This window comes from Paraburkholderia sp. RL18-101-BIB-B, from assembly GCF_046026985.1.
Classification (GTDB): Bacteria; Pseudomonadota; Gammaproteobacteria; order Burkholderiales; family Burkholderiaceae; genus Paraburkholderia.
Window position 1 is genome coordinate 44,504 of sequence record NZ_JARESV010000044.1, and the last position, 22,449, is coordinate 66,952.

Annotated in this window: 20 protein-coding genes and 1 pseudogene; 13 read left to right on the forward strand and 8 right to left on the reverse strand. The window is 63.6% G+C overall.

The features are described from left to right. Positions 1–16: 16 nt before the first annotated feature. On the reverse strand, positions 17–892 hold the full coding sequence (locus P0D73_RS36680; RefSeq protein ID WP_408314582.1) for a LysR family transcriptional regulator: 876 nt from the start codon (positions 890–892) through the stop codon (positions 17–19). Between the two features lie 112 nt (positions 893–1,004). Here P0D73_RS36680 and P0D73_RS36685 point away from each other — a divergent pair, with 112 nt between their 5' ends. The 3 genes from P0D73_RS36685 to P0D73_RS36695 all read left to right on the forward strand — a co-directional run bounded on the left by P0D73_RS36685 (position 1,005) and on the right by P0D73_RS36695 (position 4,159). Beyond that, positions 1,005–2,570: an MFS transporter gene (locus P0D73_RS36685; protein WP_408314418.1), complete on the forward strand. Its 1,566-nt coding sequence runs from the start codon at positions 1,005–1,007 to the stop codon at positions 2,568–2,570. 124 nt (positions 2,571–2,694) lie between these two features. Next, on the forward strand, positions 2,695–3,180 hold the full coding sequence (locus P0D73_RS36690) for a nuclear transport factor 2 family protein (RefSeq protein ID WP_408314420.1): 486 nt from the start codon (positions 2,695–2,697) through the stop codon (positions 3,178–3,180). A gap of 91 nt (positions 3,181–3,271) precedes the next feature. After that, the gene (locus P0D73_RS36695) at positions 3,272–4,159 is read left to right on the forward strand and encodes a 2OG-Fe(II) oxygenase (RefSeq protein ID WP_408314422.1); all 888 of its coding nucleotides are present in this window, start codon (positions 3,272–3,274) and stop codon (positions 4,157–4,159) included. A gap of 19 nt (positions 4,160–4,178) precedes the next feature. On the opposite strand, the gene P0D73_RS36700 is transcribed toward P0D73_RS36695, so the two are convergent. The 4 genes from P0D73_RS36700 to P0D73_RS36715 form a co-directional block, all read right to left on the reverse strand. Further along, the gene (locus tag P0D73_RS36700) at positions 4,179–4,835 is read right to left on the reverse strand and encodes a cation diffusion facilitator family transporter (protein WP_408314424.1); all 657 of its coding nucleotides are present in this window, start codon (positions 4,833–4,835) and stop codon (positions 4,179–4,181) included. A 165-nt stretch (positions 4,836–5,000) separates the two neighbouring features. Then, entirely contained in the window at positions 5,001–5,435 is a 435-nt protein-coding gene (locus P0D73_RS36705) for a GNAT family N-acetyltransferase (protein ID WP_408314426.1), read from the reverse strand. 37 nt (positions 5,436–5,472) lie between these two features. Further along, positions 5,473–6,912, reverse strand: a complete 1,440-nt coding sequence (locus P0D73_RS36710; protein WP_408314428.1) for an MFS transporter — start codon at positions 6,910–6,912, stop codon at positions 5,473–5,475. A gap of 350 nt (positions 6,913–7,262) precedes the next feature. Continuing rightward, positions 7,263–8,144 (reverse strand): isocitrate lyase/PEP mutase family protein, encoded by an 882-nt coding sequence (locus P0D73_RS36715; protein WP_408180033.1) that lies wholly within the window; start codon positions 8,142–8,144, stop codon positions 7,263–7,265. A gap of 203 nt (positions 8,145–8,347) precedes the next feature. Between P0D73_RS36715 and prpR the strand changes: the two genes are divergently transcribed. The 4 genes and pseudogenes from prpR to P0D73_RS36735 form a co-directional block, all read left to right on the forward strand. Continuing rightward, positions 8,348–10,342, forward strand: a complete 1,995-nt coding sequence (prpR, locus tag P0D73_RS36720; RefSeq protein ID WP_408435064.1) for a propionate catabolism operon regulatory protein PrpR — start codon at positions 8,348–8,350, stop codon at positions 10,340–10,342. Between the two features lie 138 nt (positions 10,343–10,480). Beyond that, positions 10,481–11,044: an alkyl hydroperoxide reductase subunit C gene (gene ahpC / locus P0D73_RS36725; RefSeq protein WP_408180035.1), complete on the forward strand. Its 564-nt coding sequence runs from the start codon at positions 10,481–10,483 to the stop codon at positions 11,042–11,044. Positions 11,045–11,196: 152 nt separating this feature from the next. Next, complete coding sequence (gene ahpF / locus P0D73_RS36730; RefSeq protein ID WP_132377360.1) at positions 11,197–12,789, forward strand: alkyl hydroperoxide reductase subunit F; 1,593 nt, start codon at positions 11,197–11,199, stop codon at positions 12,787–12,789. Between the two features lie 31 nt (positions 12,790–12,820). Then, a pseudogene (locus P0D73_RS36735) lies at positions 12,821–13,150 on the forward strand (alkane 1-monooxygenase); the annotation flags it as partial. Between the two features lie 125 nt (positions 13,151–13,275). On the opposite strand, the gene P0D73_RS36740 reads toward P0D73_RS36735, so the two are convergent. Continuing rightward, positions 13,276–13,689, reverse strand: a complete 414-nt coding sequence (locus P0D73_RS36740; RefSeq protein ID WP_408180036.1) for a DoxX family protein — start codon at positions 13,687–13,689, stop codon at positions 13,276–13,278. Between the two features lie 80 nt (positions 13,690–13,769). After that, complete coding sequence (locus tag P0D73_RS36745; RefSeq protein ID WP_408435066.1) at positions 13,770–14,495, reverse strand: pirin family protein; 726 nt, start codon at positions 14,493–14,495, stop codon at positions 13,770–13,772. A gap of 131 nt (positions 14,496–14,626) precedes the next feature. Here P0D73_RS36745 and P0D73_RS36750 point away from each other — a divergent pair, with 131 nt between their 5' ends. Next, entirely contained in the window at positions 14,627–15,514 is an 888-nt protein-coding gene (locus tag P0D73_RS36750) for a LysR family transcriptional regulator (RefSeq protein WP_408180038.1), read from the forward strand. Here the strand turns inward: P0D73_RS36750 and P0D73_RS36755 are convergent. After that, complete coding sequence (locus tag P0D73_RS36755) at positions 15,511–16,527, reverse strand: 1-aminocyclopropane-1-carboxylate deaminase (protein ID WP_408435068.1); 1,017 nt, start codon at positions 16,525–16,527, stop codon at positions 15,511–15,513. The genes P0D73_RS36750 and P0D73_RS36755 overlap by 4 nt on opposite strands. A 161-nt stretch (positions 16,528–16,688) precedes the next feature. On the opposite strand from P0D73_RS36755, the gene P0D73_RS36760 reads away from it, so the two are divergent. From P0D73_RS36760 to katE, 5 genes are all read left to right on the forward strand, one after another. After that, complete coding sequence (locus P0D73_RS36760) at positions 16,689–17,219, forward strand: Lrp/AsnC family transcriptional regulator (RefSeq protein WP_408180039.1); 531 nt, start codon at positions 16,689–16,691, stop codon at positions 17,217–17,219. Positions 17,220–17,366: 147 nt separating this feature from the next. Then, a complete protein-coding gene (gene msrB, locus P0D73_RS36765; RefSeq protein ID WP_408180040.1) occupies positions 17,367–17,900 on the forward strand; it encodes a peptide-methionine (R)-S-oxide reductase MsrB in 534 nt (177 codons plus the stop codon). Positions 17,901–17,924: 24 nt separating this feature from the next. After that, on the forward strand, positions 17,925–18,668 hold the full coding sequence (gene msrA, locus P0D73_RS36770) for a peptide-methionine (S)-S-oxide reductase MsrA (RefSeq protein WP_132377354.1): 744 nt from the start codon (positions 17,925–17,927) through the stop codon (positions 18,666–18,668). Between the two features lie 394 nt (positions 18,669–19,062). Beyond that, positions 19,063–19,959 (forward strand): MipA/OmpV family protein, encoded by an 897-nt coding sequence (locus P0D73_RS36775; protein ID WP_408291102.1) that lies wholly within the window; start codon positions 19,063–19,065, stop codon positions 19,957–19,959. A 193-nt stretch (positions 19,960–20,152) separates the two neighbouring features. Beyond that, positions 20,153–22,282, forward strand: a complete 2,130-nt coding sequence (gene katE, locus P0D73_RS36780) for a catalase HPII (RefSeq protein WP_408435075.1) — start codon at positions 20,153–20,155, stop codon at positions 22,280–22,282. Positions 22,283–22,449 lie beyond the last annotated feature (167 nt).

Sequence of the window (22,449 nt, forward strand, 5' to 3'; positions counted from 1 at the left end):
CGCCTTCAGACCGGAGTCACTTATGCCGTGCGAAGTCGAGAAACGCCTTGACGGCCGGGGCCCGCTCGTACTTCCGGAAGGCAATCGCGATCTCCGAAGGAATGGGCTGACCGGTGATGTCGCGGTACACCACACCCGGCAAAGCGATGCAGTCCGCCAGCGTATGCGGCACGACGGCGACGTAGCCGCCCAGCGACACGCACGCCAGCACGGAGGCGAGCGTACCGGGGCGCGGTCCGAGCCGCGCTGAGAAGCGCCCGCGCCGCGCCACTTCGAAGGTGCCGGCTTCCTGTTCCGGCAGCACGAAGCACTGGTCGCGCAATTGCGCCGGCTTGACGCTCGGTGAGGCAGCCAGTGCGGAATCGGTTGGCAAAGCGAGGACGAATTGATCGCGATGCACGGTCGTGGCCTGAATGCCGTCGGCCAGCAGCATCGGCGGGCGCACGTAGGCGGCGTCGAGCAGGCCGTCGCGCAGCATGGCGGCGACGTTGTCCATCGGCACCTCGCGGATCGAAATGTCGACGCCCGGATGCGCGCCGCGAAATCCGCCGACATCGCGCTGCAACACGCCCGCATACGCCGCCGACGCCACATAGCCGACTTCGACGCGCCCGAGCTCGCCACGCTCGGCCAGCCCCGCGCGCTCCTCGCCGCGCGCGAGGTGATCGAGCGCGACCAGCGCCTCGGCGAGATAGGCACTGCCCGCCGCGCTCAGCGCGACCGAGCGCTTGGTGCGATGAAAGAGCCGTACGCCGAGCAGCCGTTCCGCCTCCTGGATCAGCTTGGTCAGCGACGGCGCGGCGATTCCCAATTCGTCGGCGGCGCGCGAGAAATGAAGCTGTTTCGCGACGCAAACGAAGGCATGGATATGACGGAGTTCGAGTTGCCGCATGGTTTTCTGTATTTCCACTGAAGCTAATTATTTTGTGATTTTATGCCAATGACAGGCAATAGAGGCGTCGCTAACATTGAGTCGACCTCAACTCGCCGCCATTCGCCTCCCTATGCCGTCTCCTTCCTCAGACCACCGCCCGGCGCCGGCCAACCCCGCATTCGTGCTGGCCACCGCGTCGGCCACCTGCGCGCTGATCGTGCTGGACACCAACGTCGTGGCAGTGTCGTTGCCGTCGATCGCGCGCTCGTTCCACGCGAGTTTCGCCGACGTCGAATGGGTCGTCAGCGCGTACATGGTCGCGTTCGCGTCGTGCCTGCTGCCGGCGGGCGGTCTCGCCGACCGCGTCGGCCGCAAGAAAATGCTGCTGCTCGGGCTGGCGGTGTTCTTTCTGGCGTCGCTCGGTTGCGGCGCGGCGCCGACGGCTGCGGTGCTGAACATCGCGCGGGCGGTCAAGGGCGTCGGCGCGGCAATGCTGCTCACCGCCGCGCTCGCCATCATCGCGAACACGTTTCACGAAGGCCCCGCCCGCGTGCGCGCCTGGGCCGTGTGGGGCACCTGCATGGGCCTCGCGACCACGGTGGCGCCGCTGGTCGGCGGCGTCATCACGCAATGGTTCGGCTGGCGTTGGATCTTTCTGCTGAACCTGCCGGTGTGCGCGGTGCTCGTGTGGTGCGCGTCGCGCGCAATCGTCGAGTCGCGCAATCCGAAACCCGGTCCGCTCGATATCGCCGGCAGTCTTTTGTTCGGCAGCGCGCTCGCGCTCGGCATCTGGGCGTTGATCGAAGTGCCGGCCGACGGCCTCGCAAGCTGGCCGACCGCCATGCGGCTCGCGGCCTGCGTGCTGTTGTTCGGCGCGTTCGTTCAGGTGCAGCGGGTGCGAGCGCATGCGATGGTCGATCTCGCGCTGTTCCGGCAACCGCGCTTTGTCGCCGCGGTGCTCGCCATGTTCGGTTACGCCGCCTGCGCCCAGGTGATGATGACGTTCCTGCCGTTGTATTTGCAGAACGCGTTCGGTCTGTCGGCGGTGGCCGCGGGCGTCGGCATGCTGCCGTTCGCGCTGTCGATGGTGATCGGCCCGTACATCGGTGCCGCGCTCGGCAGGCGTGTTTCGAGCATGGCCGTGCTGTCGATGGGCTTGCTGCTGATCGCCTTCGGCAACCTGTTGACGGCGTTGATCGCGAGCGACGAACGCTACGCACTGGTCGCGCTCGGCATGATCGTGACGGGTCTCGGCGCCGGGATTCTGAACGGCGACACGCAGAAGGCGATCATGGCCTGTGTGCCGCCGGATCGCACGGGCATGGCCTCCGGCATCAGCACGACGACGCGCTTCACCGCCATCGTGACGTCGGTCGGAGTGCTCGGCGCGGTGCTCGCGGCGCGCACTCACACGGCATTCCTCGCCGCGGCGCCGCTGACGCCCGAGGTGAAAACCGCGCTCGACGCCGGCTTCATGTCGCGCGTGTTGGCCGGCGATACGGCGCAGGCCACGGCGAGCTTGCCGCCCGCCGTACGGGCCACGCTGATGTCGGCTGCGCATGCGAGCTTTGCGAGCGGCTTTGCCGCCGCGCTGGGTTTGGCCGCTTTCATTGCGGTGTCGATCGCGGCCGGTGTCTGGCTGCTGGCCGGCAAAAGCGAGGCCGCGCGGATGCGTGGCGCGGCCTCGAACGGGTAGGCACGCCGCGTCGCCCGTTGGGCTCAGTTTTCCGATATCGTGTGCGGCGTGCCCGCCGTCGAATGGTCGCCGGGCGCCTTTTCCGGATCGACTTCAAACACGGGCATCGCACGATATCAAAACAATGAGCCATCCCAACACCAACACCGAACTGATCCAGCGTTTCTACACGGCGTTTCAGCAACGCGACGCCGAAACCATGGTGGCCTGTTACGCGGACGACGTTGTCTTCAGCGACCCCGCGTTCGGCGAGTTGCGCGGCGAGGAAGCGCGCGACATGTGGCGCATGCTGGTGGCCCGCGCACAGGACTTCTCGCTGACGTTCGAGGACGTCGAAGCGGACGACCGCAGCGGCCGCGCCCACTGGGTGGCCAGTTATCTCTTCAGTCAGACGGGGCGCGCGGTGGTCAACCGCATCGATGCCCGTTTCGTGTTCCGCGATGGCCGCATCGTCGAACATCGCGACAGCTTTGACTTGTGGAGCTGGACGCGCCAGGCGCTCGGCCTCAAAGGGACGCTGCTCGGCTGGTCGCCGCTCGTGCAGCGCGCCATTCGGGCGCAGGCGCGAAAGGGACTCGACCTCTACCGGCGCCGGCAGCAGCGCGGTTGATCTGCGGCTTGACCCCGGCCGAGCCACGCCCGCTTGCTATCATTCAGCCACGTGATGCTGAATTTCTTCAAGCGGACGAATGAGGAATGCTATGCCAGTAGTGGATGCCGCATGGGAAGAGTGGCTGAGCAGCAACGTGGCGCGCGGCTGCAGTCCCGATTCGATGGTCGACGCCATGGTGCAGGCCGGTTTCGCCACCGACGCCGCGCGCGCGGCCGTGCACAAAACCTTCGGCCAGGACCCGGCTAATCCGGCGAATCCGGCCTTTGCCGCGGCGGCCGCGACCGAGGCGGCGCTCGCCAAAGCCGCGCCACAGACTTACCAATACGACGACCCGCCCGTCGCGCGCGGCAATGTGATCCGCGCGTACGATCGTGACGTGCGTGTGCTGATGCGCTGCGAGCGGCCGCAAGTGATCGTATTCGGCGACGTGTTGTCGCCGGACGAATGCGCCGAGATGATCGAGCGCTCGCGGCATCGGTTAAAGCGCTCCACCACGGTCAATCCCGATACCGGCAAGGAAGACGTGATCCGCAATCGCACCAGCGAGGGCATCTGGTATCAGCGCGGCGAAGACGCGTTCATCGAACGGATGGACCGGCGCATTTCGAGTCTGATGAACTGGCCGGTCGAAAATGGCGAAGGGCTGCAGATTCTGCACTACGGCACGACCGGCGAATACCGCCCGCATTTCGACTATTTCCCGCCCGATCAACCCGGCAGCGCGGTGCATACCGCGCAGGGCGGCCAGCGTGTCGCCACGCTGGTGATCTATCTGAATGACGTGCCCGACGGCGGCGAAACCATCTTTCCCGAAGCGGGCATGTCCGTCGCGGCAAGGCAGGGCGGCGCGGTGTATTTCCGCTATATGAACGGCCAGCGTCAACTCGATCCGCTGACCTTGCATGGCGGCGCGCCGGTGCTCGGCGGCGACAAATGGATCATGACGAAGTGGATGCGCGAACGCGCTTACGGCTGACGCAAACCGATTCCAGATTCTATTCAACCGGCTGGCCGGCGGGCGCGTTGCCCGGCGCGCCGGCGAACAGTTGCTTCAACGCGCCGCGGCCGCTTGCGTAGCCCATGCGCATGATCATCAGGCCGATCGCCGCGCCGGCGATGTGATCGAGCATCGGCATGCCGGCCAGACTGCCGGCGAGTCCCAACGTCGCCACCAGCGCCGACACCGCGTCGACGCGCGCATGCCATGCGCTGGCCAGCAAAATTGCTGAACCCGTGCGTGCGCCTTCGGCGCGCATATAGCGAAACAGCGCTTCCTTGGCGAGCATCACGAAGCCGCTCACGGCCAGCGCGCCGATATGCATCGCGGTGCCGCCGCTCAGCGTCGAGGTCTGCGCGATGCTGGTCCAGAGCATGTCGGCGGCCGTGATCATCAATACGGCGGCGATGAACAGCGCGGCCAGCGCCTGCTCGATGCCGGTGTCGGCGCTGTGGCCAGCATCGCGCAGCTTCGTACGCTGGTGTCGCGTAGTGAGGTACAGCACGATCAGCACGACGCCGTCGGCGGCGAGGTCGCTCAAGGTGTGCACGCCGTCGGCAAAGAGCCCGTCCGAATGCGCCATGAGGCCGATGGCGATCTGCATCGCCGAAAGGAAGGCATTGAGCAGCGCGCTGGCGGAGGCGGCCTTAAACAAGGCGGCCGCCATTGACGGAATCACTGCGGGACTCGCGCGCGAAATGCTGTGGCATGGGCTAGGGACGGTTTTTGCTGTTTTTGCGGTTTGTGTTCCCGCAGCAAATTAACCGTCCAACGTGGCACGCCGATGACAGCGCCGCGAGGTTCGCGCCGCGCGCCGCGCTCAGGCCGTCTTGTAGACGTCCGGGTTGTGCAGCTCCATGTAACGCTCCGGCGTCGCGAGTCCGGTGAAGCCGTGCGGCTCGTACACGCGATGCGCGTCCGTCGTCACCAGCACGATTCTTCGCAGGCCCTGCAGCGAGGGGCTGGCGAAAACGTGCTTCATCAACGCCGACGCATGTCCCTGGCCGCGATAGTCCGGCAGCACGAATACGTCGCACAGGTACGCGAAGGTCGCCTCGTCCGTGATCAGGCGCGCGAACGCGATCTGCCTGCCATCGATATAGCCGCCGAAACACATCGAGCCCGCGATGGCCCGCTCGAACGTTTCGCGCGGCATGCCCTTGGCCCACGGAGTTTCTTGCGACAGGAACGTGTAGACCATCTCGATGTCGAGATCGGCCTTGTTATTCGAAAACGTCAGTTCTTGTGCTTGCACCGCGTATCTCCGCCCGTTTTATCAGAGTGCTTCGCCGTCAACCCTTCGCCGGATCTTCGCTGCCGCGCGAACCGCCGCCGATGCTCTGGCCGGCATCGCGTGCAAGACCCATGTAGCCGATCACGGATGCCAGCGTCACCAGGCCCGCGAACAGAAACGCGAGGCGGAAATCGTCGAGCGTGAAGACGCGGCCCGTGGTCTCACCGTTGAAGAAGGCCGCCGCCCGCAGCGACACGGCGCCGAAGGCGATGCCGAGACCAATCGTCATCTGCGCGGCCGCGCTCCACAGCGTGCTCGCCGCGCTCATCTGCGGTTGCGCGACGTCGGCATAGGCGAGCGTGGCGAGCGTCGAGAATTGCATCGAACGCGCCACGCCGTAGATGAACACGACGAACAGCACCAGCGCGAGCGGCACGTTCGGGCTCAGCAATCCGCACGCGATGATGAACACGCCGGCCACCGTCACGTCGACGATCGACACCATGCGAAAACCGTAACGCTGCAGGATGCGCGTGGTCAGCGCTTTCATGCCGAGGTTGCCGAGTGCGCTTGCGAGCAGCAGCAGCCCCGACTTAAACGCCGACAAGCCGAAGCCCACCTGGAACAGCAGCGGCATCAGATAAGGCACCGCGCCGATGCCGATGCGCGTGAACGAGCCCGTCACCACCGTCACGGAGAAGGTCGGAATCTTCAGCGTCGAGACGTCGACGAGCGGATGCGGATGACGCTTCGCATGCTTGAACGCCACCACGCCCATCAGCAAGCCGCCGAGGATGATCGCGCCGGCGATCCACGGATTCTCGCCGGGCTGGCTCGCCAACTCCGCGCCGTAGAGAATCGCCGTCAACGTCGTGCCGCTCAGCAGCAGGCCGACCACGTCGAGCGGCTTGCGATCGGTGCCGCGCAGGTTCGGCACCAGCGCGAGCGCAACGGCCATGGCCGCGAGGCCGAACGGCACGTTGAGCAGGAAGATCCAGCGCCACGACGCGTAGGTCGTGATGAAACCGCCGATCGGCGGCCCGACCACCGGCGCGGCAATCGCCGGCCACGTGATGGTCGAGATCGCCTGCATCATGCGGCTTTTTTCGGTGCTGCGGACCACGATCAGCCGTCCCACCGGCACCATCATCGCGCCGCCCATGCCTTGCAAAAGACGAGCAGCGGTGAACTCGGTGACGTTCTGCGACAGGCCGCACAACACGGAAGCCACGGTGAACACGCCGATCGCGCTGAAGAACACCGTGCGCGAGCCGCAGCGGTCGGCGACCCAGCCGCTGGCCGGGATGAAGATCGCCAGCGCCAGCATGTAGGCCGTCATGCCGAGACTGAGGCTGTTGGGACCGACGCCGAACGAGTGCGCCATCTGCGGCAACGCGGTGGCGATCACCGTGGTGTCGAGGTACTCCATGAAGAAGGTGGCCGCGACGATATACGGCAGCCAGCCGATGTGCGCGTTGCGCGTGTCGCTGCCGCTCATTGCGCTGCTCCCGCCGCGCTGCCTGCAGTGTCGTGCGAACGCGTATCAGCGCCGATGCGGTGCCGGCGCTTTGCGCGCGATGGTTTGGCCTTCATGTTCTTGCGACTACCTTTTGAAAACGTGTTTCCGGTATCCGGACGAGGCGGACGAGCGACAGGATCGCGGCCGCAGTTGACGCGCCGGCGAAGCCATCGAAGATGGCACGCCGGCAGTCGCAAACGACTGCTAGCCCTGAATCCTAACGCAATAAACGGCGCCATACCGTTGACGACGGCAGGCGGACGCGGCGTGCCCGCAAGCGGGAGCGCCCATCCGCCCATCTACCGGAAATACTGTTTTCTCTGCGCCGCTCAGTCTTTCGCGGCGTACTCGCGATCGAGCTTGTCGTACAGCGGCTTGTTGACGAGCCGCTGGCGTTCGCTGAACGGCGCGACCAGCGTGGCGTCCTCGTCGAGCCGGCCATTGCTCTTCAGCGTGCCGAGCGCGCGTTGCATGCCGAGCACCGCGCCTTGCAGCGCCGCGTTCGCGTACAGCACGATGCCGTAGCCGACCTTGGCTAACGCCTCGCGCGATTGCACGGGCGTCTTGCCGCCGATCACGATATTGATCAGTTGCGGCTTGTCGAACAGCGCCGGCAAACGTTCGATGTCGGCGAGCGATTCGGTCGCTTCGATAAAGAGAATGTCGGCGCCGGCTTCGATGAAGCGATGGCCGCGCTCGATCGCGTCCTCGATGCCGTGCACCGCGGCCGCGTCGGTGCGCGCCATGATCTGCAGATTGCCGTCTTCGCGGGCATCGACGGCCGCGCGGATCTTGCCGACCATCTCGCTCGCGCTGACGACTTCCTTGCCGGAGAAGTGGCCGCATTTCTTCGGCATGATCTGGTCTTCGAACTGGATCACGTCGGCGCCGCTGCGCTCGAGCACGCGTACCGTCTGGCGCACGTTCAGCGCATTGCCGAAGCCGGTGTCGGCGTCGACGATCAGCGGCAGCGCGACCGCGTCGCGAATCCGCGCCGTATGTTCGGCAACTTCGGCAAGACCGATGAAGCCGAGGTCGGGCAGGCCGAGCGACATATTGGTGACGCCGGCGCCCGTGATGTAGATCGCCTCGAAACCGGCGTCTTCGATTACACGGGCGCTCATCGCATTGAAGGCACCGGGCACGAGCAGGCCCTGGCGTTCGTTGACTTTGGCGCGGAAGGCGGCGCGGCGGGTGGCGGATGTGGTCATGACGGTGTGTCTCCTTTCAGGAAAGTCGGATAAATGGCGCGAACGAGAAATCGCAGGAAGCGTGCCATTTCGCGGCCTTGGTGGTTTGTCCCAAACAATCAACAAGTTAGCTGGAAGGCGGCGGCGCGGCGGTCTGTGGCACAATGAGCGTACTGTTCCATGAAACGTTCCATGGAACGTTTCAACATAGACCGAGTGCCGCGATGTCCACTTTCACGTCGTCCCTTGCGAATTCCGATCCGGGCCGCCCAGGCATTGCCTTGGTGAGTATCAGCCGGTTGCAGTCGCTTTGCGAGACCGTCGCGCCGCGCTACGCCGGGCGCGCAAAATTCTTCTCGGTCCGGGAAGGCTACAGCGCGGCCGTCACGGCCTTGCAGGCCTACGTGGACGCAGGCTCGGTCGATGTCGTGCTGGCCGCCGGATCGAACGGCGCCTACCTGCGCGACAACCTGAACGTGCCGGTCGTGATGGTCAAGGTGAACGGTTTCGACGTGCTGAGCGCGATCACCCGCGCCACGACCACGTGGCCGAACGCCCAGATCGGCCTCGTGCTGCACGAAACGATCTCGCACGAACTGGCCGATCTGAGCGCGTGGCTGAAAGTCAGCCTGAAACAGCGCGCCTACCGTTCGATCGACGAAGTGCGGCTCGCCGTCGACAGCCTCGCCGCAGAAGGCTGCAGCGTCATCATCGGGCCCGGCATGGCTTGCGACTTCGCCCAGCAGGCCGGCCTCGCGAGCGTTTTCCTGTACTCGCTCGGGGCGGTCGAAGAAGCGTTCGAGCGCTCGGTCGAACTGGCGCGCGTGAGCCGCCAGAAGGAATCGAAGCGCGTTCGCCTGAACACGATCGTGGCGCATCTGCGCGACGGCGTCGCCGCTTTCGACGATGCCGGCCAGGTCGAAGCCGTCAATCCGGCCATGCTCGATCTGCTGGGTCTCGACCGCGACCAGGACGTGCCGGCGCAAGTCGAACGCGCCGTCGGGCCGTTGCTGCGTGAGACGCTCGAGCACGACCTGCCGATCGAGGAGCGTATCGAGCAGATCGGCGGACGCGCGCTGATCGTCAATTGCGTGCCGATCGTGGAGCAGGGCGTGCGCTCCGGCTCCGTGGTGACCTTGCAGGACGCACTGATCGCGCAGCGGATCGACCGGTCGCTGCGCACCAGCCAGCGGCCGAAGCATCTGGTCGCGCGGCATCAACTGGACGATCTGATCGGCAACTCGGCGGCGCTCGAGCGCGTGCGGCGGCTGGCGCGCGCAGGCGCGGCGCACGACGCGACCGTGCTCCTGAGCGGCGAAAGCGGAACCGGCAAGGAGCTGGTCGCGCAAGGCATCCACAACGCCAGCCGGCGGCGCGGCAATCCGTTCGTCGCGTTCAACTGCGCGGCCCTGCCGGAAGGCCTGATCGAGAGCGAACTGTTCGGCCACGAGGAAGGCGCGTTCACGGGCGCGCGGCGCGGCGGCAAGCCGGGGCTGTTCGAAATCGCCCACACGGGGACGATCTTCCTCGACGAAATCGGCGAGATGCCGGCGGCGCTGCAGAGCCGTCTGCTGCGGGTCCTGCAGGAGCGCGAGGTGATGAAGCTCGGCTCGGGACGCGCCACGCCGGTCGACGTGCGGGTGATCGCCGCCACTCATCGAGATCTGCACGCGCTCGTCGAGCAGGGCGCGTTTCGCGCGGATTTGTATTTTCGTCTGAACCTGCTTCAGATAGAATTGCCGCCGTTGCGCGAACGGCGCGACGATGTTCCGCAACTGGCGCGGCACTTGTTGAGCCGCAGCGCGCTTCAATATGGGTTGTCGGAGGCCGCGCTCGAGCGGGTGCTGGCGTTTCTCGCGCCCCTGTTCGAGCAGTACGCGTGGCCCGGCAACGTGCGGGAGCTGGAAAATCTGCTGACGCGCGCCGCGATCTATCTCGGCGACGCAGCGGGCGTTGCCGGTCAGGATTGGCAGGCGGTGTTTCCGGAATTTGGGCGCATGAGGCAGGCGGCGGCCTTTAATGCGAGCACTAACGGCACCATTGGCACAAAAAACGGTACAAACGGCGCGAATGCCGCCGCTGAACCCGCCCCGAACCGCAGCAGCCCGACCCGCGAGGACGTTCTCCACGCCCTCGAACAGGCTGGCGGCAACCGCGCTGCGGCCAGCCGGGCGCTAGGAATCGGCCGCACTACCCTCTGGCGGCTTCTGAAGGACTGATCCACGGCGTGATAGGCAGGCGTAGCGAGATAAATAGCGTCAGACTATCGCTACCATTAAAACACACCGCTTTACCTATTAAGCGTCGTCTGACATACTGACTCCACTTTCCAACCACTTCGAAAGAGGACTCAGTAAATGCCGATCATCAACAGTCAAGTCAAACCGTTTAAGGCACAGGCTTATCACAATGGCGATTTTCAGACCATCACCGAAGAAAGCCTGAAGGGCAAGTGGTCGGTTTTCGTTTTCTACCCGGCTGACTTCACCTTCGTGTGCCCGACCGAACTGGGCGACCTGGCCGATCGTTACGCCGAATTCAAGAAGCTCGGCGTCGAAATCTACAGCGTGTCGACCGATACGCACTTCACGCACAAGGCATGGCACGACACGTCGGACACGATCCAGAAGATCAAGTACCCGATGCTCGCTGACCCGACGCTGGCAATCTCGCGCAACTTCGACGTGCTGATCGAAGAAGAAGGTCTGGCACTGCGCGGCACGTTCGTGATCAACCCGGAAGGCGAAATCAAGCTGGCCGAAATTCACGACAACGGCATCGGCCGTGACGCCGGCGAGCTGTTGCGCAAGGTGCAAGCTGCGCAATACATCGCGGCTCACCCGGGTGAAGTGTGCCCCGCCAAGTGGACGCCGGGCGCAGAAACGCTGACCCCGTCGCTCGACCTGATCGGCAAAATCTAAGGTCTCACCACCTTACGCAGTTAGCGCCTCGCGGCGCATCACCGTGCGGACCGCTTCTTACAGTGGTTCGCACGTCCCCGGGCCGCACCTATCCTATCCGGAAGCGTGCGGCGCCGGGAACCCAACACCCATCGTCACGGAATCGAATAGCCATGCTTGATGCCAATCTCAAGACTCAGTTGAAAACGTACCTCGAAAAGGTTAGCAGGCCTATCGAGATCGTCGCGTCGCTCGACGACAGCGCGAAATCGCAAGAGCTGCTGGCATTGCTGAACGATATCGCGACGTTGTCGGAGCGCGTCAACGTGATCGAGCGTCGTGGCGACGCCGAGCGCAAGCCGTCGTTTTCGATCGGCGAGCCGGGCAAGGATACGGGCATCCGTTTCGCCGGCATTCCGATGGGTCATGAATTCACGTCGCTCGTGCTTGCGCTGTTGCAGGTCGGCGGCCATCCGGTCAAGCTCGAAGACGCCGTGATCGAACAGATCCGCAACCTCGACGGCGACTATCAATTCGAAACGTATTTTTCGCTGTCATGCCAGAACTGCCCGGAAGTTGTCCAGGCACTGAACGTGATGGCGCTGATCAACCCGCGCATCCGCCACGTGGCGATCGACGGCGCGCTGTTCCAGAACGAAGTCGAAGCGCGCCAGATCATGGCGGTACCGACCATGTTCATGAACGGCGAAGTGTTCGGCCAGGGCCGCAGCGGCGTGAAGGAAATCCTTGCGAAGCTCGATACCAACGCCGGTGCGCGTGCCGCGAAGGAACTGGAAAAGAAGCCCGTGTTCGATACGCTGATCGTCGGCGGCGGTCCTGCGGGCGCGGCTGCGGCGATTTACTCGGCGCGCAAGGGTATTGCGACGGGCGTGGTGGCGGAACGCTTCGGCGGGCAGGTGTTGGACACGCTGGCCATCGAGAACTTCGTCTCCGTGACGGAAACTGAAGGTCCGAAGTTCGCCACGGCGCTCGAGCAGCATGTGAAGAGCTACGAAGTCGACATCATGGACGTGCAGCGTGCCGAAGCGCTGATCCCGGGCCGCATCAACGAAGTGCGTCTGGCAAACGGCGCGGTGCTCAAGGCCAGGACCATCATTCTGGCGACGGGCGCGCGTTGGCGCGAAATCAACGTGCCGGGCGAGCGCGAGTACCGCAATCATGGCGTGGCTTACTGCCCGCACTGCGATGGTCCGTTGTTCAAGGGCAAACGCGTCGCGGTGATCGGCGGCGGCAATTCCGGCGTCGAAGCGGCGATCGACCTCGCGGGTATCGTGCGTGAAGTGACGCTGTTCGAGTTCGGCGCGACGCTGCGTGCCGACGAAGTGCTGCAACGCAAGCTGCGCAGCCTCGCGAACGTGACCGTCGTCACGCAGGCCCAGACCACGGAAATCACCGGCGACGGCAAGAAGGTCAACGGTCTGGTCTACAAAGATCTGCGTTCGGGCGAAGTGAAGCAGATCGAACTGGAAGGCGTGTTCGTGCAGATCGGCCTCGTGCCGAACACCGAATGGCTCAAGGGCACGGTCGAGTTGTCGAAGCACGGCGAGATCGTCGTCGATGCACGCGGCGCGACGTCGGTGCCGGGCGTGTTCGCCGCCGGCGACGTGACCACGGTGCCGTTCAAGCAGATCGTGATCGCCGTGGGCGAAGGCGCGAAGGCATCGCTCTCCGCGTTCGATCATCTGATCCGCAATAGTGAAGAAGTGGAAGTGGTTGGAGAAGCTGAGGCTGAAGTAGTGGCCTGATGCGATTGTGTGAGTAGTGGACGGCGGCCTTTGGGCCGCCGTTTTTGTTTGTGGTTTATGGATCGTGGGCACGCCTGCGATGACGTGGCACGACTATCAGGGCTTCGCGCTCTCGCTCTCACTCCACGCGGCAATTGGCGTGTCGATCAACACGGCGCACGAACTCGGCCACAAGACCGATCGCTTCGAGCGATGGCTCGCCAGAATCACGCTGGCGCCGGTCGCTTACGGCCATTTTTTCGTCGAGCACAATCGTGGGCATTACGTGCGGGTGGCGACGCCATCCGATCCGGCCAGTGCGCGCTATGGCGAATCGTTCTGGGCGTTTCTGCCGCGCACTATCGTGGCGACATGGCGCAGTCGAATATCCACCGGGCCATTCGCAAGCGCGTTCGCGGGCTAGCGTGAACCGCGCAATACGAGAAAAAAGCCGCGCGGCGTCAACCGGGCGGCTTTCTTTCTGGCGTGCCGTGCAAGACAGTAGATTCAACGCCGGTCGATTGAATACTTCCCGGCGCCCGTCACACCCAACAGCAATAATCCGCCGATGATGCTGATGTTCTTGTAGAAGTGAATCATATTGTCGTACTGCACCGCGCCGGTCATGTTCCAGTAATGATGGCCGATGAACGCGGCGCCGAGCGTATAAACCGCGAGCAGCAAGGCAAGCGGCCGCGTATAGAAACCGACCAGCAGCGCGATGCCCACGACAAACTCCATCACCACGGCGATCACCGCCGACAACTCGGGCACCGGCGCGCCGCTCGACGTCATATAGGCCACGGTGCCGGAAAAGCCGGCGAGCTTCGACCAGCCGAACATGACGAACAGCACCATCAACAGGATGCGGGCGACGAGGATGACCGCGTCTTTCTGATTTTCAAACAGCGTATAGCGCATGATTTTTTCTCAACAAGGTAGGAAGAGGGCGGCTCGCCGGAATGTTCTCCGGCGAGCCCGCACTAAGCTCATTCAACCGCTTAAGCCCACAACTCCGACATTTCGATGTCGCGCAAGTCGAACACCAGGACTTCCGCGTCGTGGCCTTGCGTGAAGGTCAACGCTTCTTCGCCGCGCACACGCGCGCCGTCGCCTTCCTTGAACTCGACGCCGTTCACGCTCACGCTGCCGCGCGCGACGTGGACATACGCATAGCGATTGCTGGCCAGTTCGAGCCGCGCCGTTTCATCGCCGTCGAAGAGACCGGCATAGACCCGCGCGTCTTGCTGCACCACCAGCGAATCGTCCGCGCCGTCCGGCGAGATCACGAGGCGCAATACGCCGCGCTTATGGTCCGCGCCGAAGTGACGCTGCTGATAACGCGGCGCCGTACCCTTTTGCCCCGGCGCGATCCAGATTTGCAGGAAGTGCACCGGGTCGCTCTTCGAATGGTTGTACTCGCTGTGCGCGACGCCGGTTCCCGCGCTCATCAACTGGATGTCGCCAGGCACGATCACCGAACCGGTGCCCATCGTGTCCTTGTGCTCCAGCGCGCCTTCCAGCACGTACGAAAAGATTTCCATGTCGCGGTGCGGATGCTTGCCGAAACCTTGCGCCGGCGCGACACGGTCGTCGTTGATCACGAGCAGGTCGGAAAAGCCATTCTGCTTCGGATCGTGATAGTTAGCGAAGGAAAACGTATGACGCGAGCTGAGCCAGCCGTGCTCCGCGCGGCCGCGTTGATTGGCATGTCTGATTTCAAGCATCTTTTTTCTCCTTGGGTTGTGCGATCCGGCCAGATGTTTGTCCGCGATCCATGAATGAGAGTGTAGGTCAATCCGGATGGGTATAATCGCCATCAAACCGGAAACACTGTCACTGTGGAGTAGACAATACGATGCAACTCGATGACATGCGGATCTTCGTGGCCACGGTCGACGCGCATAACTTCACGGCGGCCGCCAACCGGCTGTCGCTGTCGAAGCAGTTCGTCAGCCGCCGGGTGATGGCGCTGGAGGAAACGCTCGGTGTGCAATTGCTGATCCGCAACACGCGCAAGCTGGCCGTGACCGACCTCGGGCAGGAGTTCTACGAGCGCGCCAAACGCATTCTCGGCGAAGTGGAAGACGCCGAGCAGGCCATGTCGCTGCGCCGTGCCGGGCCGCGCGGGCTGTTACGCGTGAGCGCGCCGATGTCGTTCGGCATGGCGCATCTGTCGCCGCTGGTGGCGATGTTCCTGCGCGAGCACGGCGACGTGCGCTTCGAGATGGAATTGAGCGACCGCACCGTCGACGTGGTCGGCGAGGGCTTCGACATGGCGATCCGCATCGGCACCTTGCCGGATTCCACGCTGATCGGGCAGAAGCTCGTGGATATCCGGATGGTGGCCTGCTGCAGTCCTGGTTATTTGCGGCGTCGTGGCGCGCCTAAGGTGCCCGCTGACCTGGAGCGCCATGCGTGCCTGTTGTATGGCCACGGCGGCGCCGTGAGCTGGGAGTTTGTCGTCGATGGCGCGACGAAGGGCGTCGAGGTCCACGGTCCGTTGCGCGCCAACAATGGCGAACTGGTGCGCGATGCGGCGGTCGCGGGCCTGGGAATTGTTCGGCTTCCTGACTTTATCGTTGCCGACGCGCTCAAAAGCGGTCAGCTCGTGCCGGTGCTCGAAGCATTCCTGCCTACCGCCACGAGCGTCTACGCGGTTTATCCGCAGCACAGGCAGAGCTCCCTCACGATTCGGGCGTTCGTGGAATTCCTGAGGGAGCACCTGAGGAAGCGCCTCGTTTAGCCGTTGCGGAAAATAAAGCTGTAGCCGTTCAACGCCGGCACGCCGCCGAGGTGCGCATACAGAACGCGCGAACCTTCGGGGAATTCGCCGTTGCGCACCATCTCGATCATGCCGTGCATGGATTTGCCTTCGTAGACGGGGTCGGTCAATACGCCCTCCAAACGCGCGCATAGGCGGATCGCTTCCATCGTGCCGTCGTTCGGTAAGCCGTACTCCGGGCCGCCGAAGCGCTCGTCGAGCACCACGTCCTTACTCGTAATATCGCGTCCCAGCCCGACCTGTTCCGCGGTTTGCTTCGCGATGCGGGTGATCTGCTCGCGCGTTTGCGCCGGCTTCGCCGAAGCGTCGATACCGATCACACGCTCAGCGCGGCCGTCATCGGCGAAACCCACCACCATGCCGGCCTGCGTGCTGCCGGTCACAGAACAGACCACGATGTAGTCGAACTTGAAGCCCAATTCCGCTTCCTGCTGGCGAACCTCCTCCGCGAAGCCGACGAAACCGAGACCGCCGAGCGGATGGTCGGAGCAGCCGGCTGGAATCGCGTACGGCTTGCCACCGGCGGCCCGCACGCTTTCCAGCGCATCTTCCCAGCTCTTGCGAAAGCCGATGTCGAAGCCGTCGGCGACGAGACGCACGTCGGCGCCGAGAATGCGCGACATCTGGATGTTGCCGACCCGGTCGTAGACCGCGTCCGAGTAGTTCACCCAGTTCTCCTGCACGAGTACGCACTTCATGCCCAGATGCGCCGCCACGGCCGCCACCTGGCGCGTCTGGTTCGACTGGATCCCGCCGATCGACACCAGCGTGTCGCAGCCCTGCGCGAGCGCTTCGGGGATCAGGTATTCGAGCTTGCGCGTCTTGTTGCCACCGAAGGCAAAGCCGCTGTTGCAGTCTTCGCGCTTCGCATACAGATGCACCTTGCCGCCGAGGTGGTCGCTCAGGCGCTTGAGCGGCTGGATCGGCGTCGGCCCAAAGGTCAGCGGGTAACGAGGGAATCGTTGCAGGTTCATGGCAGCTCCGTGGTCGGTAGGTGGGACGCGAACGGCATCCGGTCGCGTTAAGCAGATGGTAGGGAAATCCGCTGGAAATGAGCTTGCGAAAAAATTGGGTTCGGCATACTTTTACAAATTAAAATCCGTAATCAGATCAAGAAAGAAACGTGTAGGAACTCATGAACGCAACAAAATTTCGTCGACCTTCGACAGCGGTGACAACTGCTGCCGCCGTCCCGGCCGATCCGCTGCAGGCGCTCGACCGCATCGATCGCGCGATCCTGCGGCAGTTGCAAACCGACGCGTCGATTTCGAACGTCGCGCTCGCGGCGAAGGTCAAGCTGAGTGCGCCGGCGTGTTTGCGGCGCGTGGAGCGGCTCAAGGAGTCCGGTCTGATCCGCGGGGTCGTCGCGTTGATCGACCCGAAGGCGGCGGGGGCCGGGATGCTGGTGATCATCGGCGTGGTGCTGGATCGCTCCACGCCGGAGTCGTTCGCCGAGTTCGAGAAAGCGGCGCAAATGGTGGCGGGCTGCATGGAGTGCCACGTGGTGACCGGCGAATTCGACTATTTCATGACGATCCGCACGCGCGACAGCGACAGCTTCAATCGCCTGCACGCGGAGCAACTGCTCTATCTGCCGGGCGTCCGGCAAATCCGCTCATTCATGGTGCTCAAGGAAATTCTCTCGACCACCAAATTTCCGCTGTAATCGCCGCTGCGGTTGTCACCGTCACGTAAAAAGACGCGCATGCTGTCATTTATCCCGCTCTCGTGCGACCAAGCATCGGGAACACTCGCGGGCGGCGCGATCAGCGCCGGAACGGGTGAACGGTACGGACTTTCCGGAGCGATCATCATGGCTTGCAGCAGACGGATTTTCTTCAGGTTGATTGGCGCCATGTCGCTGGCCGGCGGCGCCTCGATGTGGCGCACGGCGCGCGCGGCGCAGCCGGCACAAGCGGCACAGGCAGCAAACGGCAGCGCGGCAGTCGCCTACGAGGTCGTGCACAGCGACGCCGAATGGCGCAAACTGCTGACCGACGCGCAATACCGCGTGCTGCGCGAAGCGGGCACGGAACGCCCGTTCAGCAGCGCGTTGAACGACGAACACCGCGCGGGTACTTTTGCATGCGCCGGGTGCAAACTGCCGCTGTTCTCGTCGAAGACCAAGTTCGACAGCGGCACAGGCTGGCCGAGTTTCTGGCAGCCGCTCGACCATGCGGTTATCACGCATACCGACAAGTCGTTCGGCATGACGCGCGACGAAGTGCTATGCCGGCGCTGCGGCGGCCATCTCGGCCACGTGTTCGACGACGGCCCCAAGCCGACCGGCCTGCGCTATTGCATGAACGGTCTGGCGATGACATTTACGCCCGCATCGGGCGCGTGAACTGAGCGAATCAGGATGGACCTCATGAACTTCGACAAACGCATTGACGGCAGGCCGGCCCGCTCGCGCATGGCGGCGATTTCACTCTCGGTCGGATTCGGTGCGCTCGCGCTGCTGCTGGCGCAGCGCATGGCGTTCTCATCGGAGGCCGCCGTCGTGATCGCGCCGCCGGCGCTCGACGAACCGGTCGCGGCTTCGACCGCGCACGAAGAAACGGCGGTGTTTGCGGGCGGCTGTTTCTGGGGCGTGCAGGGCGTGTTCCAGCACGTGCGCGGCGTTACCAAGGCGGTCTCGGGGTATTCGGGCGGCCAGCGCGACACCGCGCAGTACGAAACGGTCAGCGGCGGCGAGACGGGGCACGCGGAATCGGTGCAGGTCACGTTCGATCCAACCAAGGTCACTTACGGCCAGTTGCTGCAGGTGTATTTCTCCGTGATTCAGGATCCGACCCAGTTGAACCGCCAGGGGCCGGACAGCGGCACGCAATATCGCTCGGCGGTGTTTCCGCTGAACGACACGCAGAGGCGCGTCGCGCAAAGCTATATCGCGCAACTCGACAAGGCGCACGCCTTCCCCGCGCCGATCGTGACGAAGACGGAGCCGTTCAAAGGCTTCTATCCGGCCGAGTCGTATCACCAAAACTATTTGACGCTGCATCCGAACTCCGCGTATATCGCGATCAACGACATGCCGAAGGTCGCCAACCTGAAGCGCCTGTTCCCGAATCTGTATCGCGACAAGCCGGTGCTGGTCGAAGCATCGCAGTAGGCCGCGAATGTGCGCGGCGTCGCTACATGCGACGCCGGCCGTGTCTTTTTTCATCGCATCCGCATACCTGTGTTTCGTCGTCGTTCTGGCAGCGCGGCGCATTCGCCTCTTGTTCTTCAGCCAATCGAGTCCGCTCTCCAGCGACTAGGCCCGCATTTTGCACGAGTGCGTCCGTCGGCAAATCTTTCGTACCGATCTGTTCAGACAAATGCCCAATTGACGGGCTCCCGATCGGTACGGGTCGCGTTTTTTTGTCGAGCGGTGCGTGGCGTTCGCTGAAAAAATTACATGCCGTAAGTAGCGATGCGGCAGTCGCCCGGGTGCTTTTTATCCCTTGCGGACCCGGGGCGAGAACATAAACCCTCTTCGCGATACGCGAGATCGGAGGCTTCTGGTGTTTAACAGCCGTAGAAAGCGGGGCGGCAAGCTCCGCAATAAACAAACAGGCATCGCGGCAACTTCCCTGGTCGCCGTGACCATCGGCGGCGTCGCCGTCCTACCGGGCTCGGCCTCGGCCCAAACGCCTTCGCCGCTGGGCGAATGGCAATATTCGGTCGGCATTCCGCTGCAGAAGATGTGGCAGCCGAACATTCCGGACTGGCAGGTGCGCGTCGGCGCGGCGACGTCGTTCCAGCCGCGCTACGAGGGCTCCAACCGTTATCACCTGATGGCGGGTCCGAGCGTCGACGTGCGCTATAAGGATCTGTTCTTCCTGTCGAGCGGCGAGGGCTTCGGGGTCAACTTCGCACAAGGGGAGAACTGGCGCGCGAGTCTCGCCGCTGTCTACGACCTCGGACGCCGCGGCCACGACGACCCGCAGGAGTTGGACGGTCTCGGCAACATCAACCCCGCGCCGGGCGTCAAACTGTCCGGTGAGTACGTGGTGTCGAAGGATTTCCCGCTCGTGCTGCGTGCCGACGTCAGGCGCTATTTCGGCGGCTCGAATGGTTGGATCGGCGATTTGGGCGCGTATATGCCGATGCCGGGCAGCACGAAGAAGTTCTTCTGGTTCGCCGGTCCGAACGTGACGCTCGCGGACTCCACTTACATGAATAGCTGGTTCGGCGTGAATCAGTCTCAGGCGGCGAATTCGAAGTACCCGCAGTATCACGCGAGCGCGGGCTTCAAATCGGTGGGCTTCGGCATCAGCGCAGTGTGGCTGTTCGACAAGCACTGGTTCGCCACCGCGGACGGCGCCTTCGAGCAACTGGTGGGCAGCGCGGGCAATAGCCCTGTCACGCACCGCAAAGCCAATGGCGTAGCGGATATTTCGATCAACTACCGTTTCTGATGGCGCGCTTCGGCGCTTGCATAAGATGGCCGGCGGCGCGCAATCGCGGCGCGCCGCATCGTTCGTCCCGCATGGCTGGTTCATTGGCAATCATATAGTGTGATGGAGCCCGCGCGGGTACAACGCTTGCTCCCTTGTTTCGGTGCGTCAGACCGGATTTCCCCACCGGCACGCCCCCGAACGCAAGGAGCAGATTCTTATGGCAGGTAAAACGAATACGCCGAAGCCCGCAGCGAAGGACGCGCAGGCGAATAGTCCGCAAGCGGATCCGAAATCGAAAGATCTCGAACAGTTTCGAGTCAATCCTGAAGGCCAGGCGCTGAGAACCAATCAGGGCGTCAAGATCTCCGACAATCAGAACAGCCTGCGCGCGGGTCCGCGCGGCCCCTCGTTGCTCGAAGACTTCATCATGCGTGAAAAGATCACGCACTTCGACCACGAACGCATACCCGAGCGCATCGTGCATGCGCGCGGCTCGGCGGCGCACGGCGTGTTTCAGGTGTACGAGTCGATGAAGGAGTACACCAAGGCCGCGTTCCTGCAGGATCCCGCCGCACAGACGCCGGTTTATGTGCGCTTTTCCACGGTGCAGGGCCCGCGCGGTTCCGCCGACACGGTGCGCGACGTGCGCGGCTTTGCCGTGAAGTTCTATACGCAGGAAGGTAATTACGATCTGGTCGGCAACAATATGCCGGTGTTCTTCATTCAGGACGCCATCAAGTTTCCCGACTTCGTGCATGCGGTCAAACCCGAAGCGCCGAACGAAATGCCGACCGGCGGCTCCGCGCACGACACCTTCTGGGACTTCGTCTCGCTGGTGCCCGAATCCGCGCATATGGTGCTGTGGACCATGTCGGACCGCGCGATTCCGCGCAGTCTGCGCACCATGGAAGGCTTCGGCATTCACACGTTCCGTTTCGTGAATGCGCAAGGCAAGGGACGCTTCGTCAAATTCCACTGGCGCCCGGTGCTGGGTTCGTACTCGCTGCTGTGGGACGAAGCGCAGAAACTGGCCGGCAAGGATCCGGATTTCCATCGGCGCGATCTGTGGGAGTCGATAGAACGCGGCGATTTCCCCGAGTTCGAACTCGGTGTGCAGATAATTGAAGAAGCCGACGAACACAAATTCGATTTCGATCTGCTCGATCCGACCAAGCTGATTCCGGAAGAAATCGTGCCGGTCAAGATCATCGGCAAGATGACGCTCAATCGCAATCCGGACAACTTCTTTGCCGAGACCGAACAGGTGGCGTTCCATCCGGGCCACATCGTGCCCGGTATCGACTTCTCGAACGATCCGCTGTTGCAAGGCCGTTTGTTCTCATACACGGATACGCAGATCAGCCGGCTGGGCGGCCCGAACTTCCACGAGATTCCGATCAACCGGCCGGTGTGCCCGTTCAATAACAATCAGCGCGACGCGATGCACCGCCAGGTGATCAACGTCGGCCAGGCCTCGTACGAGCCGAATTCGGTGAGTGGCGGCTGGCCGAAGGAAACCGATCCGGCGCCGTCGGATGGCGGCTTCGAAAGTTATCAGGAGCGCGTGGAAGGCACCAAGATCCGCGTGCGCAGCGAATCGTTCGCCGATCATTTTTCGCAGGCGGCGCTGTTCTACAACAGCATGTCCCAGCCGGAGAAAGACCATATCGCCGCAGCCTATCAGTTCGAACTCGGCAAGGTGACGAAGCCGGAAATTCGAGCGCGCGTGGTGAACGAGATTATCGCCAACTTCGACGCGAAGCTCGCCGCGCAGGTGGCTGAAGGTCTGGGTTTGCCGGCGCCTAAGAAAGGCACGGCGAAGCTGACCGGTCCCAAGGAATCGCCCGCGCTGAGTTTGCTCAACCGGGTGCAGCCGGGCATCAAGACCTGCAAGATCGCGTTGCTGGCCGCGCCGGGTTCCGATAGCGCAGCCATCAAGAAGCTGCAGCAGGCGCTGCAAGGCGAAGGCGCGGCGCCCATGCTGATCGCGCCGACGCTTGCCGCGATCGACGGCATGGCGCCGGACGCCACGATTGCCGGCTTGCCGTCGATCATGTTCGACGCAGTGATCGTGGTGGGCGGCGACAAGGGCGCGAAGACGCTGGCGCAATCGGGCGACGCGCGGCATTTCGTGCTCGAGGCGTTCAAACATCTGAAGGCGATCGCGGCGATCGGCGCGGGGCGTGATGTGCTGACTGCCGCGCATTTGCCGGACCATGCCGACGGCGTCGCAACCGGCGACGACAACCAGGCCGCCGACGTGCTAAAGGCCTTCATCAAGGCGGCTGAGCAGCATCGCGTGTGGTCGCGTGCGAAGCAGGCTGAGACAGTGCCGGCTTAAAGGTCACAAGAGTCGTTAGAAAAAACCTGGCCGGTTCGCACCGGCCAGGTTTTTTCATGGTTGCAGCATTAAGGATTCACCCGCGTGCCATGCAGCCGATGCGTATTCTTCGGCGCGGCGGGCGCGGGAGCCCCCGGCCCCCCCCCCCCCCCCCGGCCCTGGGGGAT